At 60.0% G+C, this 19,303-nt stretch carries 17 protein-coding genes; 9 read left to right on the top strand and 8 right to left on the bottom strand.

Going from position 1 to position 19,303, the window contains the following annotated elements:
- The first annotated feature begins 117 nt into the window (after nucleotides 1–117).
- The 5 genes from FJE54_RS07510 (at nucleotide 118) to FJE54_RS07490 (ending at nucleotide 6,095) form a co-directional block, all read left to right on the top strand.
- Nucleotides 118–783, top strand: a complete 666-nt coding sequence (locus FJE54_RS07510) for a GNAT family N-acetyltransferase (protein WP_139652066.1) — start codon at nucleotides 118–120, stop codon at nucleotides 781–783.
- 49 nt (nucleotides 784–832) lie between these two features.
- Nucleotides 833–1,627: a MerR family transcriptional regulator gene (locus FJE54_RS07505; protein WP_180326629.1), complete on the top strand. Its 795-nt coding sequence runs from the start codon at nucleotides 833–835 to the stop codon at nucleotides 1,625–1,627.
- A gap of 233 nt (nucleotides 1,628–1,860) precedes the next feature.
- Nucleotides 1,861–3,363: an MFS transporter gene (locus tag FJE54_RS07500; RefSeq protein WP_139652064.1), complete on the top strand. Its 1,503-nt coding sequence runs from the start codon at nucleotides 1,861–1,863 to the stop codon at nucleotides 3,361–3,363.
- On the top strand, nucleotides 3,360–4,391 hold the full coding sequence (locus tag FJE54_RS07495) for a hypothetical protein (RefSeq protein ID WP_139652063.1): 1,032 nt from the start codon (nucleotides 3,360–3,362) through the stop codon (nucleotides 4,389–4,391). Before FJE54_RS07500 ends, FJE54_RS07495 begins: the two co-directional genes overlap by 4 nt.
- A gap of 153 nt (nucleotides 4,392–4,544) precedes the next feature.
- Nucleotides 4,545–6,095: an FAD-dependent oxidoreductase gene (locus FJE54_RS07490; protein ID WP_180326628.1), complete on the top strand. Its 1,551-nt coding sequence runs from the start codon at nucleotides 4,545–4,547 to the stop codon at nucleotides 6,093–6,095.
- Nucleotides 6,096–6,325: 230 nt separating this feature from the next.
- Here FJE54_RS07490 and FJE54_RS07485 read toward each other — a convergent pair whose 3' ends face one another.
- Both FJE54_RS07485 and FJE54_RS07480 read right to left on the bottom strand, forming a co-directional pair.
- Nucleotides 6,326–7,732 carry a helix-turn-helix transcriptional regulator gene (locus FJE54_RS07485; protein ID WP_180326627.1) on the bottom strand — a complete coding sequence of 469 codons (1,407 nt, stop codon included), beginning with the start codon at nucleotides 7,730–7,732 and terminating at the stop codon, nucleotides 6,326–6,328.
- A 189-nt stretch (nucleotides 7,733–7,921) separates the two neighbouring features.
- The gene (locus FJE54_RS07480) at nucleotides 7,922–9,547 is read right to left on the bottom strand and encodes an FAD-binding protein (RefSeq protein WP_139652060.1); all 1,626 of its coding nucleotides are present in this window, start codon (nucleotides 9,545–9,547) and stop codon (nucleotides 7,922–7,924) included.
- A 278-nt stretch (nucleotides 9,548–9,825) separates the two neighbouring features.
- Here FJE54_RS07480 and FJE54_RS07475 point away from each other — a divergent pair, with 278 nt between their 5' ends.
- Nucleotides 9,826–12,036, top strand: a complete 2,211-nt coding sequence (locus tag FJE54_RS07475; RefSeq protein WP_139652059.1) for a penicillin-binding transpeptidase domain-containing protein — start codon at nucleotides 9,826–9,828, stop codon at nucleotides 12,034–12,036.
- Between the two features lie 18 nt (nucleotides 12,037–12,054).
- Here FJE54_RS07475 and FJE54_RS07470 read toward each other — a convergent pair whose 3' ends face one another.
- The 3 genes from FJE54_RS07470 to FJE54_RS07460 are packed head-to-tail and all read right to left on the bottom strand — an operon-like array spanning nucleotide 12,055 to nucleotide 14,745.
- Nucleotides 12,055–13,575: a response regulator transcription factor gene (locus FJE54_RS07470; protein WP_180326626.1), complete on the bottom strand. Its 1,521-nt coding sequence runs from the start codon at nucleotides 13,573–13,575 to the stop codon at nucleotides 12,055–12,057.
- Nucleotides 13,576–13,594: 19 nt separating this feature from the next.
- Nucleotides 13,595–14,263: a histidine phosphatase family protein gene (locus tag FJE54_RS07465; protein ID WP_139652057.1), complete on the bottom strand. Its 669-nt coding sequence runs from the start codon at nucleotides 14,261–14,263 to the stop codon at nucleotides 13,595–13,597.
- Nucleotides 14,264–14,271: 8 nt separating this feature from the next.
- Nucleotides 14,272–14,745 (bottom strand): YbaK/EbsC family protein, encoded by a 474-nt coding sequence (locus FJE54_RS07460; RefSeq protein WP_139652056.1) that lies wholly within the window; start codon nucleotides 14,743–14,745, stop codon nucleotides 14,272–14,274.
- 243 nt (nucleotides 14,746–14,988) lie between these two features.
- Between FJE54_RS07460 and FJE54_RS07455 the strand changes: the two genes are divergently transcribed.
- Nucleotides 14,989–15,207, top strand: a complete 219-nt coding sequence (locus FJE54_RS07455) for an acyl carrier protein (protein WP_139652055.1) — start codon at nucleotides 14,989–14,991, stop codon at nucleotides 15,205–15,207.
- Nucleotides 15,208–15,292: 85 nt separating this feature from the next.
- On the opposite strand, the gene FJE54_RS07450 is transcribed toward FJE54_RS07455, so the two are convergent.
- Both FJE54_RS07450 and aspS read right to left on the bottom strand, forming a co-directional pair.
- Nucleotides 15,293–16,153, bottom strand: a complete 861-nt coding sequence (locus tag FJE54_RS07450) for a DegV family protein (protein ID WP_139652054.1) — start codon at nucleotides 16,151–16,153, stop codon at nucleotides 15,293–15,295.
- Between the two features lie 277 nt (nucleotides 16,154–16,430).
- Nucleotides 16,431–18,209, bottom strand: coding sequence for an aspartate--tRNA ligase (gene aspS, locus FJE54_RS07445; RefSeq protein WP_139652053.1), 1,779 nt, complete (start codon nucleotides 18,207–18,209; stop codon nucleotides 16,431–16,433).
- A 277-nt stretch (nucleotides 18,210–18,486) separates the two neighbouring features.
- On the opposite strand from aspS, the gene FJE54_RS07440 reads away from it, so the two are divergent.
- On the top strand, nucleotides 18,487–18,756 hold the full coding sequence (locus FJE54_RS07440; protein ID WP_139652052.1) for a type II toxin-antitoxin system prevent-host-death family antitoxin: 270 nt from the start codon (nucleotides 18,487–18,489) through the stop codon (nucleotides 18,754–18,756).
- Nucleotides 18,746–19,060 (top strand): type II toxin-antitoxin system RelE/ParE family toxin, encoded by a 315-nt coding sequence (locus FJE54_RS07435; RefSeq protein WP_139652051.1) that lies wholly within the window; start codon nucleotides 18,746–18,748, stop codon nucleotides 19,058–19,060. Before FJE54_RS07440 ends, FJE54_RS07435 begins: the two co-directional genes overlap by 11 nt.
- Before the next feature lie 44 nt (nucleotides 19,061–19,104).
- Here FJE54_RS07435 and FJE54_RS07430 read toward each other — a convergent pair whose 3' ends face one another.
- Complete coding sequence (locus tag FJE54_RS07430) at nucleotides 19,105–19,293, bottom strand: hypothetical protein (protein ID WP_139652050.1); 189 nt, start codon at nucleotides 19,291–19,293, stop codon at nucleotides 19,105–19,107.
- Between the last annotated feature and the right edge of the window lie 10 nt (nucleotides 19,294–19,303).

Here is a 19,303-nt window from a genome sequence, read left to right as displayed (position 1 = left end):
TTGTTTGCTTCGTCCCTACAGGCTTTCCACATTATGGTCCCGCGCGCTCGACGTGTGCGCTAAGCTGTGGCAGAATCGATGGCCGAACGCGAAATCGGCTAAAGAAGGGCATCCGCCATGCAACTATCGGGCCTCGTTACCGTACAACCTGAACAAACCAAAACCATCGACAAGCTCGCCTCGATGATGGGTGTGAGCTTTTTGGAAGAGCCCTGGACCGAGGTCTGGCTCGAATCGCTCGATGCGATCGGCACGACCGACGAGCGCAAGCTCGAGATATCGCGCGCCATCATGAAGTACGACTTTACGGTAGGAGCACCGCACGAGTGCTGCTACATGCTCCCCAATTTCGCAGCGGGAGCCGGGGCGTACTTGTCGAGCGATCTTGAAGGCCGCATATGGAACGACCTCGAAGACGAGGCGATCGAGATGATGGCGAACGCCGTGTTGACTGAAGCCGAGAAGGCGGCGCTTTTCCAGCGGGCCGACGAGATGGAAGGCATTTCGAACTTCAAATGGATGGTCGACGAAACTGAGGGCGAAGCCTTCATCCACTTCTTCTCGCTCGGCGTCAATCGCGATATGCGCGGGTCGGGCGCGTTTCGCAGACTCATGACGCCGTTTCTCGAGTACGCGGACGCGCACGGAATCAACTGCTATCTCGAATGCTACAGCGATCACCTTGAAAGCCTATACGGGCACTTCGGCTTCCGAACCGTTCACCGCTTCCGCGATCCCGCGTTCAGCGTGTACGAGCGCGCGATGGTGCGCGAGCCCCGCTAGCGATCACGTAGGATCGAGCCGAATGCTACAAAAGACCGGAAGGAAGCGCATGCGCAGCGGAGAGCTTGCTAGTATCGCGGGCGTCACGGTTCGCACGCTGCGCCATTACCGCACGATCGGGCTTCTGCGCGAGCCACCGCGCGGCGAGAACGGCTACTGCGAATACTCGATCGACGACCTTCTTCGCCTCTTGCGCATCAAGCACCTCGCCTCGCTCGGATTCTCGCTCGACGACATCGGCGGCATGCTCGACACGCTCGATTCCGATGATCGATCGAAAGCAGCCGATTTGTTGGACGAGCTCGATCGCGATCTGGTTGCGCAAATCGACGCCCTCGAACAGAAACGACAGACGCTTGCGCTCATCAGAAACGAGAAGCTCGATGCCGATATCCCGGTAAGGCTCGCTGCTATCGCCGGGATGCTCAAAGAGCACGGACTTCCCGAAGAAGCTCTGAAAAGCGAGCGGGACGCCATGCTGCTTGCGGGAGCCATGCTCACCGAAACCGACCTCGACGAAACCGAAGCGGTATACAAAGCGCTTGTGGAGCGCGGGTTGATGGACGATTACGTCAAGATCAACGACTGGATTATGGAGCTTGCGCCCGATGCGAACGAAGATGCGAAGGCTGCCGTCATCGGGAAGGTCTTTACGGTGCTCGAGCCGCTTTTGGATTGCTTCAATTCGTCTAACTGGGACGAAGAGCCGACCGAAGCCGAACTGCGAACCGAAGCGCTCTTCGATCAATACCAGGAGCAGCTGCTCAACCCCGCTCAGAAAGAGGTGTGCGACCGAATCATCGCGGCCATCCAAGAGCAGGTGACGGGCCAGCCGGCGAACTGAGGACGGTTGCAGGCGACGATTCCGATCGCCTCGCACCATTCCCCGTTTTTTTGGTCCCAGATGGCTTCGCGAAAGACGCGGCGTCTACCATCCCGCACGATTTACCTGAGGCTTTAGTTCTGGGTTGCTTCGCAAAAGCCGCGGCGTTCACCATCTCTGCACAAGTTTCCCCGAAGCCTTGACCCCGACGCAACGTCTGGGTTTTTACTTCTTTCTAACAGGAAGGAAGCATCATGCCAGGAAAGTCCACCACCATACGGTTTCTCGTTGCAAGCTCGCTTTCGCTGCTCGGTAATTCGGTAGCGGGCATCGCCTTGCCCCTCATCCTACTCGCCACCACCGGCGATCCGCTTGCCGCAGGAACGCTTGCCCTTCTGTGCGCCGTGCCTCAGGTGCTTGCAGGCGTACTCGGCGGAGCGCTGCTCGACCGGCTCAACCGGCGAAACGTGTCGGTCTTCTCCGACATCGTATCGGCGCTCTGCGTGGCGGCGCTTCCGATCGTCGATATGACGGTAGGGCTCGGATTCGGATGGTTCGTGCTCTTCGGCGTGCTCGGTGCCGTAGGCGACATCCCTGGCATGACCGCGCGCGATTCCATGCTTCCGACCGTCGTCGAACGCGACGGCGCAAGCCTCCAGCGGTTTCTCGGGATAACCCAATCGCTCGATTCCATCGTTACCATCGTGGGTCCGGCACTTGCCGCTTTGCTCATGGGCGTCGTCGGCGCCGTGCCGTGCTTGTGGGTCACCGCAGGGCTTTCGCTCGCCGCGTCTGTGGCGACCGCAACGCTTCCCCGCTCGGTCGGGGCGGTACGCGGAAATGCCGCCGCGGATGCTGAATCCAACAGGAACGCAAACGAGGTCAAAATCGCCGCGGGCGAGAGCGGAAACGCACACCCAGAGAGGGGAAATACTGCGAAGGGGCATACTGCGAGCATCAGCAGTGCCGGCTCGCTTGCCAAAGCCGCATGGTCATCGGCACTCGACGGAGCGCGCGTGCTGTTCAAGGGCGATTCGATCCTGCGCACCGCCACCCTTCTCACCTTCGGCATCGTCATGGTCATGGGAAGCTACCAAGGTCTCGTGCTTCCCGTGTTCTTCACCGAAGCGCACCGCCCCGAGCTTCTGGGGTACACGCTCTCATCCATGTCGGCGGGCCTGCTCATCGGATCGCTCGCATACGCTGCGCTCATGAGCATGGTGAGCCGTCGCGCGTGGTACACTCTCTCGCTGTGCGGTATGGCAGTAAGCATCATCGTCATGGGTTCGCTACCGAGCTTTTCCGTCATGCTCCTCGGCGCGTTCGCACTCGGCTTAACCGCAGGCCCTGCTTCGGCTTTGCTCGGCTACTTCATGTTCGACCGCATTCCCGAAAACCGCCGAGGAAGCGCGCTCGGCACGCAGAACTCGCTTCTGCTCGTAGCAGCCCCCGTTGCGCTCTTCGCCACCTCGGTGCTCGTTGCGGGGATTGGGCTTCAAACGGCTTCCTGGGTGCTCGTGGTCGCATGGCTTGCGATTACCGCAGGCGCCCTGTTTGCAAAAAGCATGCGCGGGATCGACGGAGAAGAGGTCGGCTCGGGCGTCGCCCTGACGAAGGGGGGCGGTTCGGACGTCGCCTCCCAAGTGAGAGCAGGCGGATCGAATGTTGCCACCCTCGCGAGAGCGAGTAGCGCGGACGCTGCCCTGACGAAGGGGGGCGGTTCGAATGCCGCTTCCGCAGCGAAGGAGGCGCGATGAACGCAGTGACGGCGAAAAAGAATCGTCTGACGGGATTGTTCCTGCTCGGCCTCGGCTCGCTCTACCTGATAGGGATAGCCGCCGTATGCGCCACCCCCTCGCACGCGGTGCACCGCGTGCTTGCGGGATACGCGCTGCCCATCGACTGCATGCTTGTGCTCCCTACCCTGTTCTATCTGGCGGTCGTACGAAGAAACAACCTCTCGCCGCTGCTCGTGTTGCCCGTGATGTGGGCAGGCGGCGCACTCGCCGCGTTTTTCGCCCGAGGTTTCGATAGGACGGTGATTATCGGGCTCGGCGCATGTGCGCTCGCCGTCGAAATCGCGATCGCTATACATGAGATCGTGCGTTTTGCAGTGCTGTTTCGTACCGCGCGCTCAGCGTCGGACGATGTGCGGGATTGGTTTTTCGCACCGCTTGAGCAGATGACCCGCAGCACCCGCGCCGCAACGCTTGCTGCGAACGAGCTTGTCATGCTCTATTACGCGCTTCTCGCGTGGGGGCGCGCGGCGCGCAAAGCTCCGGGCGAATCGTTCTCGTACCACAAAAACAGCGGCTACAGCGCGTTCATGGCCGGGATGATGCTCGTGGTTCCCGTGGAGATCGTAGTCGTGCACCTGCTCGTTTCGCACTTCAACGCGACGGCTGCGTGGCTTCTCACCGCACTCTCGCTGTACGCCGTGCTCTGGCTTATCGCCGATTGCCGCGCCTCGGTGCTCCGCCCGATCATCATCGGCGAGAAGGTGTTGGAAATCCGCTCGGGCCTGCGCTTTTCGGCCGACATCCCGCTTGAAGCCATCGCCTCGCTCGACCACACCCCGCCGCATGACGAGAAAAAGCGTCTCGTGGATCTCGGCATGATGGGATGCGAGCGCATCTGGCTCGTCTTCGCCGCTCCCCTCGAAGTTGCAACGGCCATCGGAGGCTTCAAAGAAGTGGACGCTATCGGGATTTCGGTGGACGAACGGGCACGGTTCGAATGTGCGCTTCAGGCGACGCTCGCGAGCATCGAAGAGTCCGCCGCATAGGCGTATGAGTTTGAGTATGCGTATGACCTGCGGATTTGCAAGTTTCACATCGCTTTTCACATCACCTATGTGATGGCCGAAACGCCCCTTTGTCCTATGGTTGCCGCAATGCATTCTGCGGAATGCGGACCAACGATTCAATTGGAGGGAATCATGGAGACGAACGTTTCAAGAAGGAACTTTCTTGCAGGAGCTGGTATCGCGGCGGCGGGCTTAGCGGCATTCGGACTCGCAGGCTGTTCGCCGAGCGCCACCGAACCTGCGGCAGATTCGGGTACCTGGGATCACGAAGCGGACATCCTTATCGTAGGCGCGGGCGGAGCGGGACTTGCTGCCGCCGTCGTTGCCGCACGCGGCGGTGCGCAGGTGACCGTGCTCGAAGCGGCTGCCATGGCGGGCGGCAACACCGCCAATTCTTCGGGCGTCATCCAGGCAGCTGGCACCGAAGAGCAGAAGCAGTTCGCAAACGTAAGCGACGACACCCCCGAAAAACATGCCGAATACTACCTGCAATGCGGAGAAGGCCAGCTTGACGAAGAGCTCGTCCGTTTCGCCTGCGAGCAGGCCCCGTCCTGCATCGAGTTCATGAAAGATCTCGGTATCACGTACGAAGTGGTGTATGGAAACGGCACGGTCCCCAACGTCGATCCCGACGTGATCAAGCCCCGCATTCACCTCGCTGGAACCGACGAGAACGACCTCATGTACGGCCAGGCGCATGTTGCCGCACTCTTGAAGGCGGCAGAAGATGCGGGCGTCGAGTTCATCTACAAGACTGCCGGAAAAGAGCTCGTGCAAAACGCCGACGGCGTTGTCACCGGCGTCGTTGCCGACGATAACAAACGCTACCGCGGCAAAAAAGCCGTCATCCTTGCAACCTGCAGCTACGACCGCAGCGAAGAGTTCGCCAAAGCTTTCAACTATCACATGGTACAGGCGCTTGAAGACGGCCGGTCCCTCACCGTCGCAACCAACACCGGAGACGGCCTCCGCATGGGCATGGCGGTCGGCGCGGCACTTGAGGGCATGGGCGGCTTTATCGGCCTACCCGGCAACATCGGCGGCACGCCCACCCTTCCCGGCGTTCCCGAGGTTCCCGGCATCATCGTGAACAAATACGGCCGCCGCTTCGTGAGCGAATCCGACCACTATGCATGGGTCCTCCGTGCAGTGTTCGCTCAGGAAGACCATACCGCATGGGGCATCTTCGACTCGAAGGCAGCAGCGCTGACCGGTGCCGTCGTAGGCGGTGTAAGCCCCATGAGCGACGATTTCTCTAAGGAGATCGCCGACGGCTCAGTGCTCGTAGCCGACACCATTGAAGAACTTGCCGCCCAAATCGACGTCCCCGCTGCAAACCTCCAAGCGGCACTCGACACCTGGAACGCCGATATGGCGACGGCGGAAAAACGCGACAGCCAATTTCCCACTCGCGTATGCGGCCTCGAGGCCATCGATGCACCGCCGTACTACGCGACACGCACCTACGACTACAACCTCGGTGCACTCGGGGGCCTCAAGATCAACACGAACGCCCAAGTGCTCGACACTGCAGGCGAAGCCATCCCCCACCTCTACGCCGCCGGCCAGGTTGCAGGCGGGTTCATGGGTTCGTACTACCCCGGAACCGGCACGGGCATCCTTTCCACGCTCGCATTCGGACGCGCCGCCGGCGAACACGCGCTCGCGGAGACAGAGGCGTAAGTCCCGCGTGCACCCGCAATCCGCGTGAGCCGCGCACCTGCGGCTCACGCTTTGACCTTACCTTGGTCCTGGCGCGCCCAAGCCTTACTCCAGCCTTGCTTGGAACCGCGATCCAGGGCTTACTTCGGATCACTCAAAGCCGCAATTCGGGCTTATTCCGGGCCTTCCCTGGACTCACTCGGAGCTTACTTCGGAGCTCACTGCGGGCTTTCTCCGGCCCCACCCGCAGGCTACTGCCTCTCATCCTCCCGAGCATCTTCGAACAGGGCGGCGAGCTCCTTTTTGCTGTGCACACCGGTTTTCGCGTAAATATGCTGAATGTGCGCTTTGAGCGTACCGCTTGCAATCACGAGCTCGCGCTCGATCGCCTGGTTCGACGTTCCCCGCGCAAGAAGCCTGAGTATCTCGTCTTCCCGCGGCGAAAGGCGGCTCGTGCGGGTTATCTCGTCGCAACGCGATGCGATGAGCTCTGTGCGGCGGCTTTCCTCGGCCAAATCTCCCGTCTCAAGCAACCGGATACCCCATCTCGATGCAAGCTCCTTTTCCGAAAGCAGGATGAACGTGCCGATAAGCACGAGCATGATCACCGCAACCATCAGCACAACGTCTTGCGTCTGTACGGGAAGCGGCGACGCTTCGAGCAGCGATGCGGTATCGTTTCCCCATATCCGAAACAGGTAGGCCGCTTTCTCGATGCCCATAAGAGCGACGATGGCGATACCCATGCGCTTTGAAAGATCGAATAACAACAACCCCAGCAACAGCCCCGTCAGCGTCATGCCCATGGATATGAGGTAGCCCGAGGCAACGCTTCCGAACAGGCCCTCCATGGGAATGAGCAGAAACCCGCACACCATGAGCAGAAGCGGCGAGCGGTACAGCACGCTCAGCGGCAACCGCCCCGCGAACAGGCAGACGGCCATGATCCCGCCCGTCACGATCGCTGTCGAAAGCGACGAGTGCATCCCCGCGCCACCGATAGCTGCAAGATGCTGCTCGCGCAACCCGTACGCGAACATGTAGATGGCATACAGCGCGACGAGTTTCCAGGGAAACGTATAGCGCGGCCACGTACGGTTCGGGCGGCCGGCAGCAGGTGCGGTTTTGTAGGCAAACGATACGCACCATACCGCGATAACCGGCAGCACGAACAGCACCAGTTCGAGCCGCGGTTCGTCGAGTCCTTGGCAGAAGTATGCAAGCGGAACGGCAGTGAACTGCGCCGCCGCCCAATACAAAAGGATGCGCAAGAGGCTCAAAGGTACGAGCGCTTCGGCATTCAGCAGCACGATCAGCAAGAAACCCGCGCCGCCCGCCACCGCACCGCAAAACGAAAGCGGAGCCGCAAGCTCGGGTGCGCGCGATGCGGTAAGCATACAGGCCGATGCGGCAACGCACAAAACGAGCGCGAGCGGCTTCGCCCATCGGTTTTCCTGCAAGGGGGCAATGCGGCGAGCCGCAAGCGCAACGGCGATGCCCGCAAGCGCGTAGGAGTAATCGAAGAAGACGTGCGGATTAAACGGCGTCGGCATCGTGGCGATCGCCGGTTCGGCAAACAGAAGCGTCAGCCAAGCACGGGCGCATCCGAGCGCGAACAGGTAGGGAATCATCTGCTCGAGATGATCGATCCGTTTCATGGGCAGCCTCCTTCCGCACGCCATTATAGGGCATATGTACGCGGAGCGGAAAAGTGCGGGGAAAGGGCACATGCGGCAAAACGCTTCGCGTCGCCGCACCTGAAAAAAACCGTCGGCACCGGGGGGTGGTGCCGACGGCGTGGTGGGCGGAGCGATCGGTGCTAGAGGCTCGCCACGTACCTGCGAAGGCTAGAGGCCCGCCACGTACCTGCCGGTCGCATAGCCCGTCGTGATGGCGCGGCCGACGGAGAGGCCCTCGATGTCCATCGGGTAGTTGCCGCCGCCGAAGAAACGCCCGGAGGCATTGCCTACGGCGAACAGGCCCTCGATGGGTTTCTTGTCCGCATCGAGGCACTGGTAGTTGCCGTCAACTTCGAGGCCGTCGAGCATAGCGTCGATGTTGTTCGCACCGCGCGGAACGGCGTAGCACGGCGCTTCGATAGGCGTGAGGAATTCGGGGCGTTTGCCGAAATCCTCGTCGGCTCCCGCCGCAACGATTTCGTTATAGCGCTCGATTGAGGCGACGATCGACTCCACGGTAAGCTCGTGGCTCCACGGCTGCTCGTTGGCGTAATCGATCATGGCCTGTGCAAGTTCCTCAAACGTATCGCCCTTGATCCACTTCTCGGGATCGACCTTGCGATACGCGTTGTTGGTCGATATCTCGTATGGCTCGAGCGCATCCCACGCCTCATAGTAGTCTTCCCAGTTCGTAGGAACGATGCTGAAGAACTTCGACGCGGTGGAATCCTCGAAGCCGGTTTCGGCGAGGTATTTCTTGCTGAACTCGTTGAGGTATCCCATACGGCAGCAGCCCTCGTCCATGAAGCGCTCGCCATGGCGGTCGAGGAACAGAAACGGCATTTCGAAGCGCACCGGAGCCGCTTCGCCGTGCACCATCTTGGTGTGGCTTGGAGCCGTCATCTGCGCACCCGCCCACATGCCTGCGCGCAGTCCGCTGCCATCGCGGAACAAAATGGCCTGGTGAAGGCCCTTGGTATCGGGTGCGTAGAAATCGAGCATATCGCGGTTACCCACGTAATCGCCGGTAGCCAGGATGACGCCTTTGTTCGCCTTGACGAGGATGTGCTCGTTGCTCTTGGTCTGCCCGATAACGCCCGTCACCCGGTCGCCTTCCTTGTAGAGCTGCACGCACGGGGTGTCGAAGAAGAACTCCGCGCCGCGCGCCGCAAGCGCATCGCCGATGACGACGGCAGCAGCCTGATGCGCGCCCTCGATGTGGAAGTACGTGTTCGCGTGCAGGAAGAACTCGTAACCGTTGTAGACGATGCTGTAATCGTAGGGCTTCGACTCGATGCCGCCCTGCAAAGCCTCCTCTTCCCACCAGGCGAGCGCCTCTTGAGAATTGCGCGCCCACACCTCGACAACCTCGCGGTTCGAGCGCCAATCCGATTTGTAGTTGATGAACGAAAGGCACGCTTTCACGCCCGCCTCGTCGGTCTTCTCGAGATCGAGCGCCGCAGCCATATTGCCCGCCGTTTGCACCGTGTTGATGTTCTGCACGCAGGCAACGGTTGCTCCCGCCTCAAGCGCGCTGTGCACGGCCGACAGGCCCGATTCGCCCGCACCGACGACCACGACGTCGAACTCCTTGGTTTCGGCGAACTCGGTAATGGGTTCGGGCTGCTGCAGAAACGCAGGGTACGCTTCTGCAGAACCCGCCGCCTCAGCCGTTGCCCCCTGCGAGGTGGCAGCGGGCGCGCAGCCTGCGAATGCGGATGCCCCCAGAGCTCCGAAAGCGGTGATGCCCCCGAATTTGAGAAGATCTCGACGCGTGAATTCCATCTTTGCCATAATCGTATTCCCTTCCTCAAGCGATTATCCGATAGCGCCGCACAACCCTTTCGCAAACAGGTCAGCGGCACGCTCAGCATGATGGTCCAAGCGGGAAAACCGTACATCGGGCGAGAGGGAAATATCGGGTTAATTGTTTAACCCACGCTATAACCCAAGCTCGCGATCTGGGCCGTTGCATGTCGTCCCCGATACCGCCCGTTGTCGCGCTTCTGGACTTGTCCCTTGTGTCTGTGCTACTGTTCTCATACCGAAAAGGTCAGAATTGAGGAAATCTCATGGCACCACGACGCACTGCAGGCTCCCGTACCGGCCAATCCCCGACCCCGCAGGCACGCCAGAGGCCTCAGGCGAACTCAGGCTACGTTCCTGCAACGCCGCGCCATCAGGCCCCGAAGAAGCGCCGTCCGAGCCGTGCCGTGCCGATCGCACTGGCGGCGGCGCTGATGCTCGCCTTGGCAGGCGGTGCGCTCTTCTTCTTCCTTTCCAGAGCGAACGCCCCCACCCCACCCGACGAGCTTTTGGAAACGTACTTCTCGCTCGTGAACGAAGAGCACTACGACGAGCTGTACCCCTACCTCGACAAGCAGGCGCAGATCAAGATTTCACGCGACGATTTTGTCACCCGGCATGAGAACATCTACGCGGGCATCGGCGCGACCGGCTTCAAGGCAACCGTCGGCGAGACGACCGACCTCGAAGGCCCTTCGGAAAGTGCTCTCCGTTCCGCCGGGATAGAGGGCAAAGTCGTTGCCTACACGATCGACATGGATACCGTTGCGGGCACCGTCTCGTTCGGCGGCAAGGCGGTGTTTGCGCTCGACGAAGACGCGGGATACTTCCTCGATTGGACTCCTGACATGATCCTGCCCGAGCTGACGTGGGACAGTAAGGTGCGGGTCAACACGATCGCCGCCGAGCGGGGCACGATCCTCGATCGCAACGGCCAGCTGCTCGCAGGGCCAGGCACAGCCGACACGGCGGGCTTCGTTCCCGGCGCGATGAGAAAGGCCGACGAGACCGCCGAAGACAGCGCGGCGTACAACGAAGACGACATCGCGCGGACAGCCGAGCTGCTCGGCACGACGGCGGAAACCATTCACGACAAGCTTTCCGCCTCGTGGGTGCGAGACGATACGTTCGTTCCCCTCAAAGTGCTTTCCCAAGACGAGGCCGAACTCATAGACAGTCTGCTTGAGATCCCCGGCATCCAGATCGGGCAGACGAACGTACGCGCCTACCCCCTCGCCGAAAAAGCGTCGCATCTGACCAGCTACGTGCAGAACATTAGCGCCGAAGAGCTCGAGGCTCATCGGGAAGAAGGCTACACCGAAACGAGCGTGATCGGCAAAGCCGGCCTCGAGAAGGCTTTCGAAAGCGAGCTCAAGGCCACCGACGGCATCGAAATCGTTATCGTCAACGAAAACAACGGCACTTCATCGACCGTGACGAAAAGAGACAAGGCCGACGGCAAGGACATCACGCTCACGATCGATGCGAACGTTCAATCTGAACTCTACGACCAGTTTGCGGAGGACAAAAGCTGTTCGGTGGCCATGAACCCCGTAACCGGCGAAGTACTGGCCCTCGTCAGCACACCGACCTACAACGCGAACGATTTTGTAACGGGCATGTCGAACGAGAAGTGGACGTCGCTGAACGAGGACGCTGCGCAGCCGCTCTACAATCGGTTCCAAGCGACGCTCTGCCCCGGTTCTACGATGAAGCCGCTCACCGCCGCCATCGGGCTTGACACCAACGCGGTCTCGGCAACGGATGACTTAGGGCAAAGCGGTTTGTCGTGGCAGAAGGACGCGAGCTGGGGCGATTACTTCGTCACCACTACGATGGAGTATAGCGGAGCCGCCAACGTGGAAAACGCGCTCAAGTTCTCCGATAACATCTTCTTCGCGAAACTTGCACTGGCTATCGGGGCAGAACCGTTCGCACAAGAACTCAAGGATGCCGGATTCGACGAAACCATCCCCTTCGAGTACGGCTTGTATTCGTCGAGTATCTCCGATTCGGGAGGCTTCGATTCCGAGATCCAACTTGCCGACAGCGGTTTCGGGCAAGGGCAGATTCTCGTCAACCCTGTGCACCTGGCCGCGATCTACGCATCGTTTGCAGGCGACGGAACCATTCCCCAACCGTATCTGCTCAAAGACACTGAGCCGACCGCATGGAAGGAAGGTGCGTTCAGCACCGAAACCGCGCGAACCATACGCGACGATCTGGTACAGGTCATCGAAAGCGGGAGCGCAACTGAAGCGAAGGTTTCCGGCCGTGTACTCGGCGGCAAAACGGGCACCGCCGAGATCAAGCAGACGGTCGATGATACAAGCGGCACCGAACTCGGCTGGTTCGCCCTGTTCACCGCCGATGCAAACGACCCCAACCAGCTTCTTGTGGTGTCGATGGTCGAAGATGTGAAGGATCGTGGCGGCAGCCATTACGTCGTGCCGAAGGTAACAGAGCTCTTCCGGTAAAGCGCATACGGACGCGCTTTACTCGGGGGCCTCCCCCAATATTTTCCCTTCGAGCAGATCGATCAGCTCCTGCTGGGAATGCACGCCAAGCTTGCGGTAGATGTTCTTCATGTGCGTCCTCGTCGTGTTGTCGGAAATGTAGAGCTCCTTCGAGATGTACACTCGATTGCGCCCTCGCGCGAGCAGCTCGAACACTTCGGTTTCGCGCGCCGAAAGCCGGTAGCGTGAAGCCCACTCATCATACGAACGGTCTTCGGATCGCGAAGCGTCGCGGAGCTCGGTCGAAGCGCGCTTCCGAGATGCTGCGCCCACAGCAGCCCCGGACCGATCGAAAGAGAAAATACCGGCCATTAGCAGCAGGTATACGACAACGAGGGAAACGACCGCGAGCGCCGAAGACGAATCGCCTGCCGCCGATACCACCCGAAGCCCGATCACCGAGCCGAGCGATTCGGCCCCGACGAGCACGAACAAGCCGAGCACGAATCGTTTTGCGAGGGCGATTCCCCCGCCCTCCCCTGCCCACAGCGCCCAGACCATAAAATAGAAGCTGTTGAAGCCGATGATGCAGATTGCCTGAGCAGCCTCGCGGGCGTTCTCGAACAACGGTAGCATCACGAATGCGATGCCAATGGTGGGGATGGCAGCAAAGCACACGAGCTTGATGAGCTTGCGCGAATCGAAGAAGAGCGCCGCAAGCGCGATGAACACCGCCGACAGGAAAAACGATGCGATGGTGGCAGCATTCACTTCGGTCGGCCCCGCCGTATACGCGTCACCCGTCAATCGCTGCATGAGCCCGTAAGCAAGCCCCACGACAAGCGGCAAGACGACAACGCGGATCGCGGCGGCCCTTTTCTCAGACGCCGGCCCATCGGCAGGGTCATTTGCCCCATACGCCACCGCCTCCCAGGCCAAGACGGGAGCGGAAGCGCCATCTCGCTCGGGTCCGCCACTTGAAGCCCGACCGCGCAACGACACGACAAGCAGCACGATGCACAGCGCAGGCAAAAGCGAGACGGCCATCGCCTGGAAATCGTCGGGCAGAAACAGCAGCACCGAATCGAGGAGCGAAGCAACCGCCAAAGCAAGCGCCACGTTGACGAGCAGCGGCTTCGGGCCCCTTCGCGCAAACTCGACTCCTTGCAGCGAAAGCAGCAGCGCGCTTCCGATGCCCGTAAGCGCCACGCCCCCGATTCTCAGCCCATCGGCGGAAGCTTCGGCAGGGGCGAACAGCACCACTACCGTGCCCGCGAACAGAAGCGCTCCCGCCCCGAGGGCGACGGCGAACACGCGCACGCCGAAAACCCGCATAAGGAAAAACGAAACGAGGAGCGTCGTCGCTTCTACGGCGAGCCACAACGCCCTCAGTTGGATGAAATCGAGATGTACCGTAGCCGAGCGGCCCACGAACAGATCGCTCCAATACAACCCGAACATCCAGGCAAGCAGCGTCGCGAACGCGAGCCACGACGCGGGCGATTCGCGTACCTGTTGCTTGACGATGCCGAAATACGATCGGATACCCGATCTGACCATGCAGCCTCCTTGCGTTTCTTCAAGAAGATGATACCCCAACAAGGCCGATTCCGCCGATCGCAAATCCGCTGCCATCGTAGACCAGCTCGGTCACGCTCGCGTTTTCAATCTTGGGCTTCTCGTTCACCCGATCGGAAGCGAACAGATACACGAGCGTTTTCACGACGAACGCATGCGTGACCACGAGGACCCTTCCGCCACCCGCTGCGTACGCTTCGGCTCCCTTTTCCTCGAAAAACGAGGTGATGCGGCGCTCGATCGCGTCGAACCGCTCGGATCTTCCCGAACGATCACGATCGGCGAGCACATCGGCTATTTCAGGCATCATGGCATTGAGCCTCGCCATCGGCAGATCGGCACCGAATCCCTGAACAAGCGCATCATGGAGTTCCGACCCCGGACCTCCTTCGAGATCGCCGTAGCACCACTCGCGAAGCCGCCAATCAGATTGAGCGCTCGGCGCGTGCGGGTTCAGGTCGAGCACTTCGCGAAGCGTTGCCACAGCTCTGCCGCTGTCGCTCGAATACGCAGCGGTAAACCTGGTGTCCGCAAGCCTCTGTCCGAGCGCCTGCGCATCGGCGATCCCCTGCTCGGTCAGCGGCGAATCGCACCATCCTTGGACCTTTTGCAGCTCGTTAAAGAGCGTCTGCCCATGGCGAACGACAGAGAAAACCACGTTATCGGCCATAGTGCACCCTATGCTTCCCGAAGCTTGCAGACATTCACCCATCCGCACGCACGCGACAGGTCTTCGAGCTCGGGAATCGAGAGCTCGATGGCGCTGTTGTCGCTTCCGCAGGCGGGAAACACCGTCTCGAAACGGCGAAGCGATTCATCCAAATACACGGACACGCCTTCATTGACGGCGAACGGGCACACGCCGCCGACCGCATGGCCTATCGCTGGTTCGACCTCTTCAAATGCGAGCATCTTGGCCTTGCAGCCGAACCGCGCCTTGTACTTCTGGTTATCGATGCGCGCATCGCCCGCAGCGACGACGAGCACAACCTCGCCATCCCCATGAAACGAAAGCGTTTTCGCGATGCGGGCGGGTTCGCATCCCGCAGCTTGGGCTGCAAGTTCGACGGTTGCGCTCGAGGTGTCGTATTCTCGGATTCTACCCTCGATGCCCCGCTCCCGAAAATACTCTTTGACCCTCTCGATCGCCATGATTCGTTCCTTTCGATGCAAACGCAGTTTTGGCCCATGGTAGCACACGGGCCAAAAGGGGATTCGTCACGTCGGCGAGATGCATGCTTTGCGGCATACGTATCATGCCGTTTATCCGACGAACTATGCGCCTGCGAAAATGTTTGTTGCATGCTGGACGGCGAATCCCCGAATCGTTCACGACTCGCGACCGTGTCCGCTCTAGTACAATGGACGGTATCGAAGATGAGGAGGTACTACGCAATGGAAACCATCGATACCGTCAAAGACATCCTGCAGGAGAATCTCGACATAGCACCCGATCAGGTAAACGAGGATTCGACGTTCGACTCGCTCGGCGTGGATTCGCTCGACATGGTGGAGCTGATCTGCGATCTCGAGGAGAAATGCGAGATCGACTTCGGCGAGCCCGAGGGCCTTTCCACCGTCGGCGATCTGGTAAAGTACGTCGACAGCCTCTAGCAGCGCGAACCCAACAAGATACAAAAAGGCCCCCGAATCTGTGTAAGTTCAGAGTCGGGGGCCTTCGCCATACGATCGGCAAGGACTACGCGTTACAAAGCGAGATTTCCGGACTCGAAGAAAGGTCGATGACCTGGACAGCAATGCACTCCGGGCCGCCCTGCGTAATAAAAGCGGGACCGAGTTCGAAGATGCCGCTTTTGCATCCAGGAAACGCTTCGAGTAGGATTCTTTGCGCCATCTGCGCCTGTTCGAGGTTGTCGGCATGGCTTATCCCCAGGTAATACGCGTCAGTTATCTCACGTTTCGTCAGGTCGGCCGCTATCGCATCCATCGCCTTTCTGAAGCTTCTCGCCACCGTCAAGCGCTCAAGCCTTGTACCGTCATCGGTCTGCATCATCACCGGCACCACTTTGAGAAGATGGGCGAACTTCGCAGCAAGCGGTGTCAGGCGTCCACCGCGGCGCAGATAGTCGAAATCCTCGGGGATAAGATACGAATGCGCGCTCTCGATCATCGGCATCAGGCACTCGACGACCTCCTTCGCACTCTTGCACTGCTTGGCGAGTTCGACCGCACTGAGCGCAAGCGCCCTATGGGGTACGCAGAGGGTTTTCGAGTTGACCACCTGTACCCGCTTGGGATGCTTCGCCTGTTTGACGAGACCGTGCGCAACCTCGTATGCACCCGACAGTCCATCGGCCATGGCAAGGTGCACGATCTCTTCCTCGGTGTCGTAGGCGGAAAGCGTCGCCGACGGCGAGGGCGACGAGCTCTGGGGCAAAGCGCCTTCGCGCACGCGAGCGAGAAACTCAGCGGCGCTGATCTGCTCGTACTCGGCCCACGTCTCTCCCCCGATCGAAACCGCAAGGGGAAGGATCTCGATTCCTCGCGCCCTTCCTTGTTCGATATCGAACATAACCGATGAATCGGCGACGATTTTCATGCGGCTCTCGTTTCTCTCTTGGGACAGAAACCCGGACGGCACCAACGGCTTGCTTATCTTACTCACATCATGAGGGGCAAGGGGCTCGATCGCAAGCACGAACGGTTAAATCTATTCGAATCGATTATATTTTTTCACGGATAGTGCCGAATACTACCCCGGATGCGGTATGCGGAAGCAAACGGCTTGTCGAAGGCTCCCGCAAAAATATCCCGAACCAAAACGGGCCGCACCTCATCGATGCGACCCGTCGTAGGTTTTGCAGAACGCGAACCTTTTACAGCGTGCGCAGGTTCACTTCTTTGAGCTGACGCGCCGTCACGGAGCTCGGGGATCCGGTCATCGGATCGGAGGCGCTCGACGTCTTCGGGAACGCGATGACGTCGCGGATCGATTTCTTGTGCCCGAGCAGCATGACCACGCGGTCGAGGCCGAGCGCGATGCCGCCATGCGGAGGCGCGCCGAGTTCGAGCGCGTGGATGAGGTGGCCGAACTTCTCGTCGATCTCCTCGTCGGTGAGCCCGAGCCTGCGCAACACGCGGCGCTGCATCTCGGCGTTGTGGATACGGATGGTGCCGCCACCCGCTTCGAATCCGTCCATGATAAGGTCGTAAGAATAGCTGCCACACTCGAGCGGCGCGTCTTCGATCTTGTCGACATCCTCCACACGCACCTGCGTGAACGGATGGTGCTCGGCCGCGTACTTCTTCTCATCCTCATCGTAGCGGAACATCGGGAAATTCACGACCCACAGAAGCTTGTGGCCCTCGCGCGGCACGTCGAGCGCATCGGCCATATGCAGGCGCAGCGCGGAAAGCACGGCGTTCGCCACCTCGGGCTTGTCGGCCGCGAACAGTACGAGGTCGCCCGGCTCAACGGCGAGCGCCTCTTTGAGCGCCGCGAATTCTTCGTCGGAGAAAAACTTGATGATGGGGCTCTTCTCATTGCCGTCCGAGGTGAACGCGATCCAGGCCATACCCTTCGCGCCGTTCTCGGCAGCGATGTCGGCGAGCTTCTCGACCTCGCCGCGGCTCCAATCGCCCGCGCCCTTCGCGTTGATGGCCTTCACGATGCCGCCCGATTGAGCCACGCTCGAGAACACCTTGAAGCCCGAATCCTTCACGATGTCGGTCACGTTCACCAGTTCCATACCGAAGCGCGTGTCGGGACGGTCGTTCCCGAAGCGGTCCATCGCCTCGGCGTAGGGCATACGCTCAAGCGGGAATTCGTGCTCGACGCCGACAGCGGAAAGCACTTCGGCCATAACATCTTCCATGAGCTGCAAGACATCGTCTTCTTCGACAAAGCTCATCTCGATATCGACCTGCGTGAACTCGGGCTGACGATCGGCACGCAGATCCTCGTCGCGGAAGCACCGTGCGATCTGGTAATAGCGCTCGATGCCGCCCACCATGAGCATCTGCTTAAACTGCTGGGGACTCTGCGGAAGCGCGTAAAACCGGCCCGGGTTCGGACGCGATGGCACGATGTAGTCGCGCGCGCCCTCGGGCGTGGAGTTGGCGAGGATGGGCGTTTCGACCTCGAGGAAACCGCGCTCGTTCAAAGCCGTGCGCATGGCTTGGGCAACCGTATGGCGCAGGTGCATGGCTTGATACATCTCGGGGCGGCGCAGGTCGAGATAGCGCCACTTCATGCGCGTGGTCTCATCGGTTTCGATGCCGTCTTCGATGGAGAACGGCGGCGTCACGCTCGTGTTGAGCACTTCGACGGAGTTGGCGAGCACCTCGATATCGCCGGTGGCCATATTCGGGTTTACCGCTTCGGCTCCGCGATCACGCACCGTACCCGTAATCTTGAGCACGTATTCGCGTCCCAAGTGCTCGGCTTTGGCAAAGTCATCGGCACTCACGCAATCGGGGTCGACGACCACCTGCGTGTAACCTGCACGATCGCGCAGGTCGATGAAGATCAGCCCGCCGTGGTCGCGGTTGTGCCATGCCCAGCCGGTCAGCACGACCTCGCGGCCCACATCCTCAGCTCGCAGCTCGCCGCACGTGGCGGTGTGCATGCAGTACTCGTTCATAAAGTCCGTCATCTGTTCTTGCTCCTCAGCGTTGCTATCTGTATTCGCCACGCGAAGCACCAAGCTCCGACAGCAGCGATATGTCACTCAAACCTAGTCATTGTACAAGCTAGCGAGAACAAACCAACCCCCGAGAGCATCTTTTCATGGAAAACGAATGCAATCGCACCTGCTAGAACTTCGCCTTGAAGAGCAAAGGCGCAGAGGTCAGGACAACCCAGGCTGGCTCGATAGCCTTTAAGAATGCGCATAATGATGCTATAATTATGTCCAATCAGAAGGAGACAACATGCCAACCTGCATACCGATCAAGGACATACGAGACACAGCAGCGTTCGCCGAGCTTGTGGAGACATCGCCCGGGCCCGTCATTGTCACGAAGAACGGCTACGATCAGTTCGTTGTCATTCGCAGCAGCGACTACGACGAGATACGGGAACTCCAGGCGAAAAACCGCATTATGGAGCGCATGCTGGTAGCCGAGCGAGAACGGGCAGCGGGCTCCCATACGAGTGCCGAGGATTCTATCGCCTCGCTGAGAGCGCACTATGGCATATAGGCCTCGTATTCTTGAAAGCGCCGATCGCGAGCTGAGCCAGATAGTCGCCTATCTGGCTGGATACAACAAAGATGCCGCGAAAGCCTTCCTGGACGAGTACGAGTTGCAGCTGGATCTCATCTGCTCGGAAACCGTGGAGTACGGGCTGTCCCGCATGCCTGAGCTCGCACAGCTTGGATACCGTTGCGCCCTTGTGGGGAAGTACCTATTTCTCTACTACATCGAAGACGATGTCGTCGTGATAGCGCATCTGTTTCATCAAAGGCAAGACTATGCCAAGTTGGTCCAATCCGAACGCACGTAGTTTTCTGCGGCAAGTCGCTTTGGTGTCGGCGGAACAAGCCAACCTTACTTTGCATTTTCGTCAGCATCGTCCACATCTTCCTCGTCGCCTTGGGGCCTTCCAGGAAATGCTATGCCGATGATTTCCATGAGGTCCCTATAAGCCTTCAGCTCGGAATGCCCCTCGCAATGCCACAGGTTGAGAAACCTCTGCATTTCTTCTCTTGTCATCTCTTCATCTGTCATTTCTTCCATCTTCATCCTC

This window comes from Raoultibacter phocaeensis (assembly GCF_901411515.1).
Classification (GTDB): domain Bacteria; phylum Actinomycetota; class Coriobacteriia; order Coriobacteriales; family Eggerthellaceae; genus Raoultibacter; species Raoultibacter phocaeensis.
The sequence above is the reverse complement of the archived record's forward strand: the minus strand, read 5'-3'. Positions and strand labels throughout refer to the sequence as shown.

Bases quoted from the DNA above. Each gene is read 5' to 3' on its own strand.
- FJE54_RS07510 (WP_139652066.1), top strand. From the start codon at position 118: ATGCAACTATCGGGCCTCGTTACCGTACAACCTGAACAAACCAAAACC.
- FJE54_RS07485 (WP_180326627.1), bottom strand. From the start codon at position 7,732: ATGAAACGGATCGATCATCTCGAGCAGATGATTCCCTACCTGTTCGCG.
- FJE54_RS07470 (WP_180326626.1), bottom strand. From the start codon at position 13,575: ATGGTCAGATCGGGTATCCGATCGTATTTCGGCATCGTCAAGCAACAG.
- FJE54_RS07455 (WP_139652055.1), top strand. From the start codon at position 14,989: ATGGAAACCATCGATACCGTCAAAGACATCCTGCAGGAGAATCTCGAC.
- FJE54_RS07500 (WP_139652064.1), top strand. From the start codon at position 1,861: ATGCCAGGAAAGTCCACCACCATACGGTTTCTCGTTGCAAGCTCGCTT.
- FJE54_RS07505 (WP_180326629.1), top strand. From the start codon at position 833: ATGCGCAGCGGAGAGCTTGCTAGTATCGCGGGCGTCACGGTTCGCACG.
- aspS (WP_139652053.1), bottom strand. From the start codon at position 18,209: ATGACGGACTTTATGAACGAGTACTGCATGCACACCGCCACGTGCGGC.
- FJE54_RS07460 (WP_139652056.1), bottom strand. From the start codon at position 14,745: ATGGCGATCGAGAGGGTCAAAGAGTATTTTCGGGAGCGGGGCATCGAG.
- FJE54_RS07475 (WP_139652059.1), top strand. From the start codon at position 9,826: ATGGCACCACGACGCACTGCAGGCTCCCGTACCGGCCAATCCCCGACC.
- FJE54_RS07480 (WP_139652060.1), bottom strand. From the start codon at position 9,547: ATGGCAAAGATGGAATTCACGCGTCGAGATCTTCTCAAATTCGGGGGC.
- FJE54_RS07450 (WP_139652054.1), bottom strand. From the start codon at position 16,153: ATGAAAATCGTCGCCGATTCATCGGTTATGTTCGATATCGAACAAGGA.
- FJE54_RS07495 (WP_139652063.1), top strand. From the start codon at position 3,360: ATGAACGCAGTGACGGCGAAAAAGAATCGTCTGACGGGATTGTTCCTG.
- FJE54_RS07435 (WP_139652051.1), top strand. From the start codon at position 18,746: ATGGCATATAGGCCTCGTATTCTTGAAAGCGCCGATCGCGAGCTGAGC.
- FJE54_RS07490 (WP_180326628.1), top strand. From the start codon at position 4,545: ATGGAGACGAACGTTTCAAGAAGGAACTTTCTTGCAGGAGCTGGTATC.
- FJE54_RS07465 (WP_139652057.1), bottom strand. From the start codon at position 14,263: ATGGCCGATAACGTGGTTTTCTCTGTCGTTCGCCATGGGCAGACGCTC.
- FJE54_RS07430 (WP_139652050.1), bottom strand. From the start codon at position 19,293: ATGGAAGAAATGACAGATGAAGAGATGACAAGAGAAGAAATGCAGAGG.
- FJE54_RS07440 (WP_139652052.1), top strand. From the start codon at position 18,487: ATGCCAACCTGCATACCGATCAAGGACATACGAGACACAGCAGCGTTC.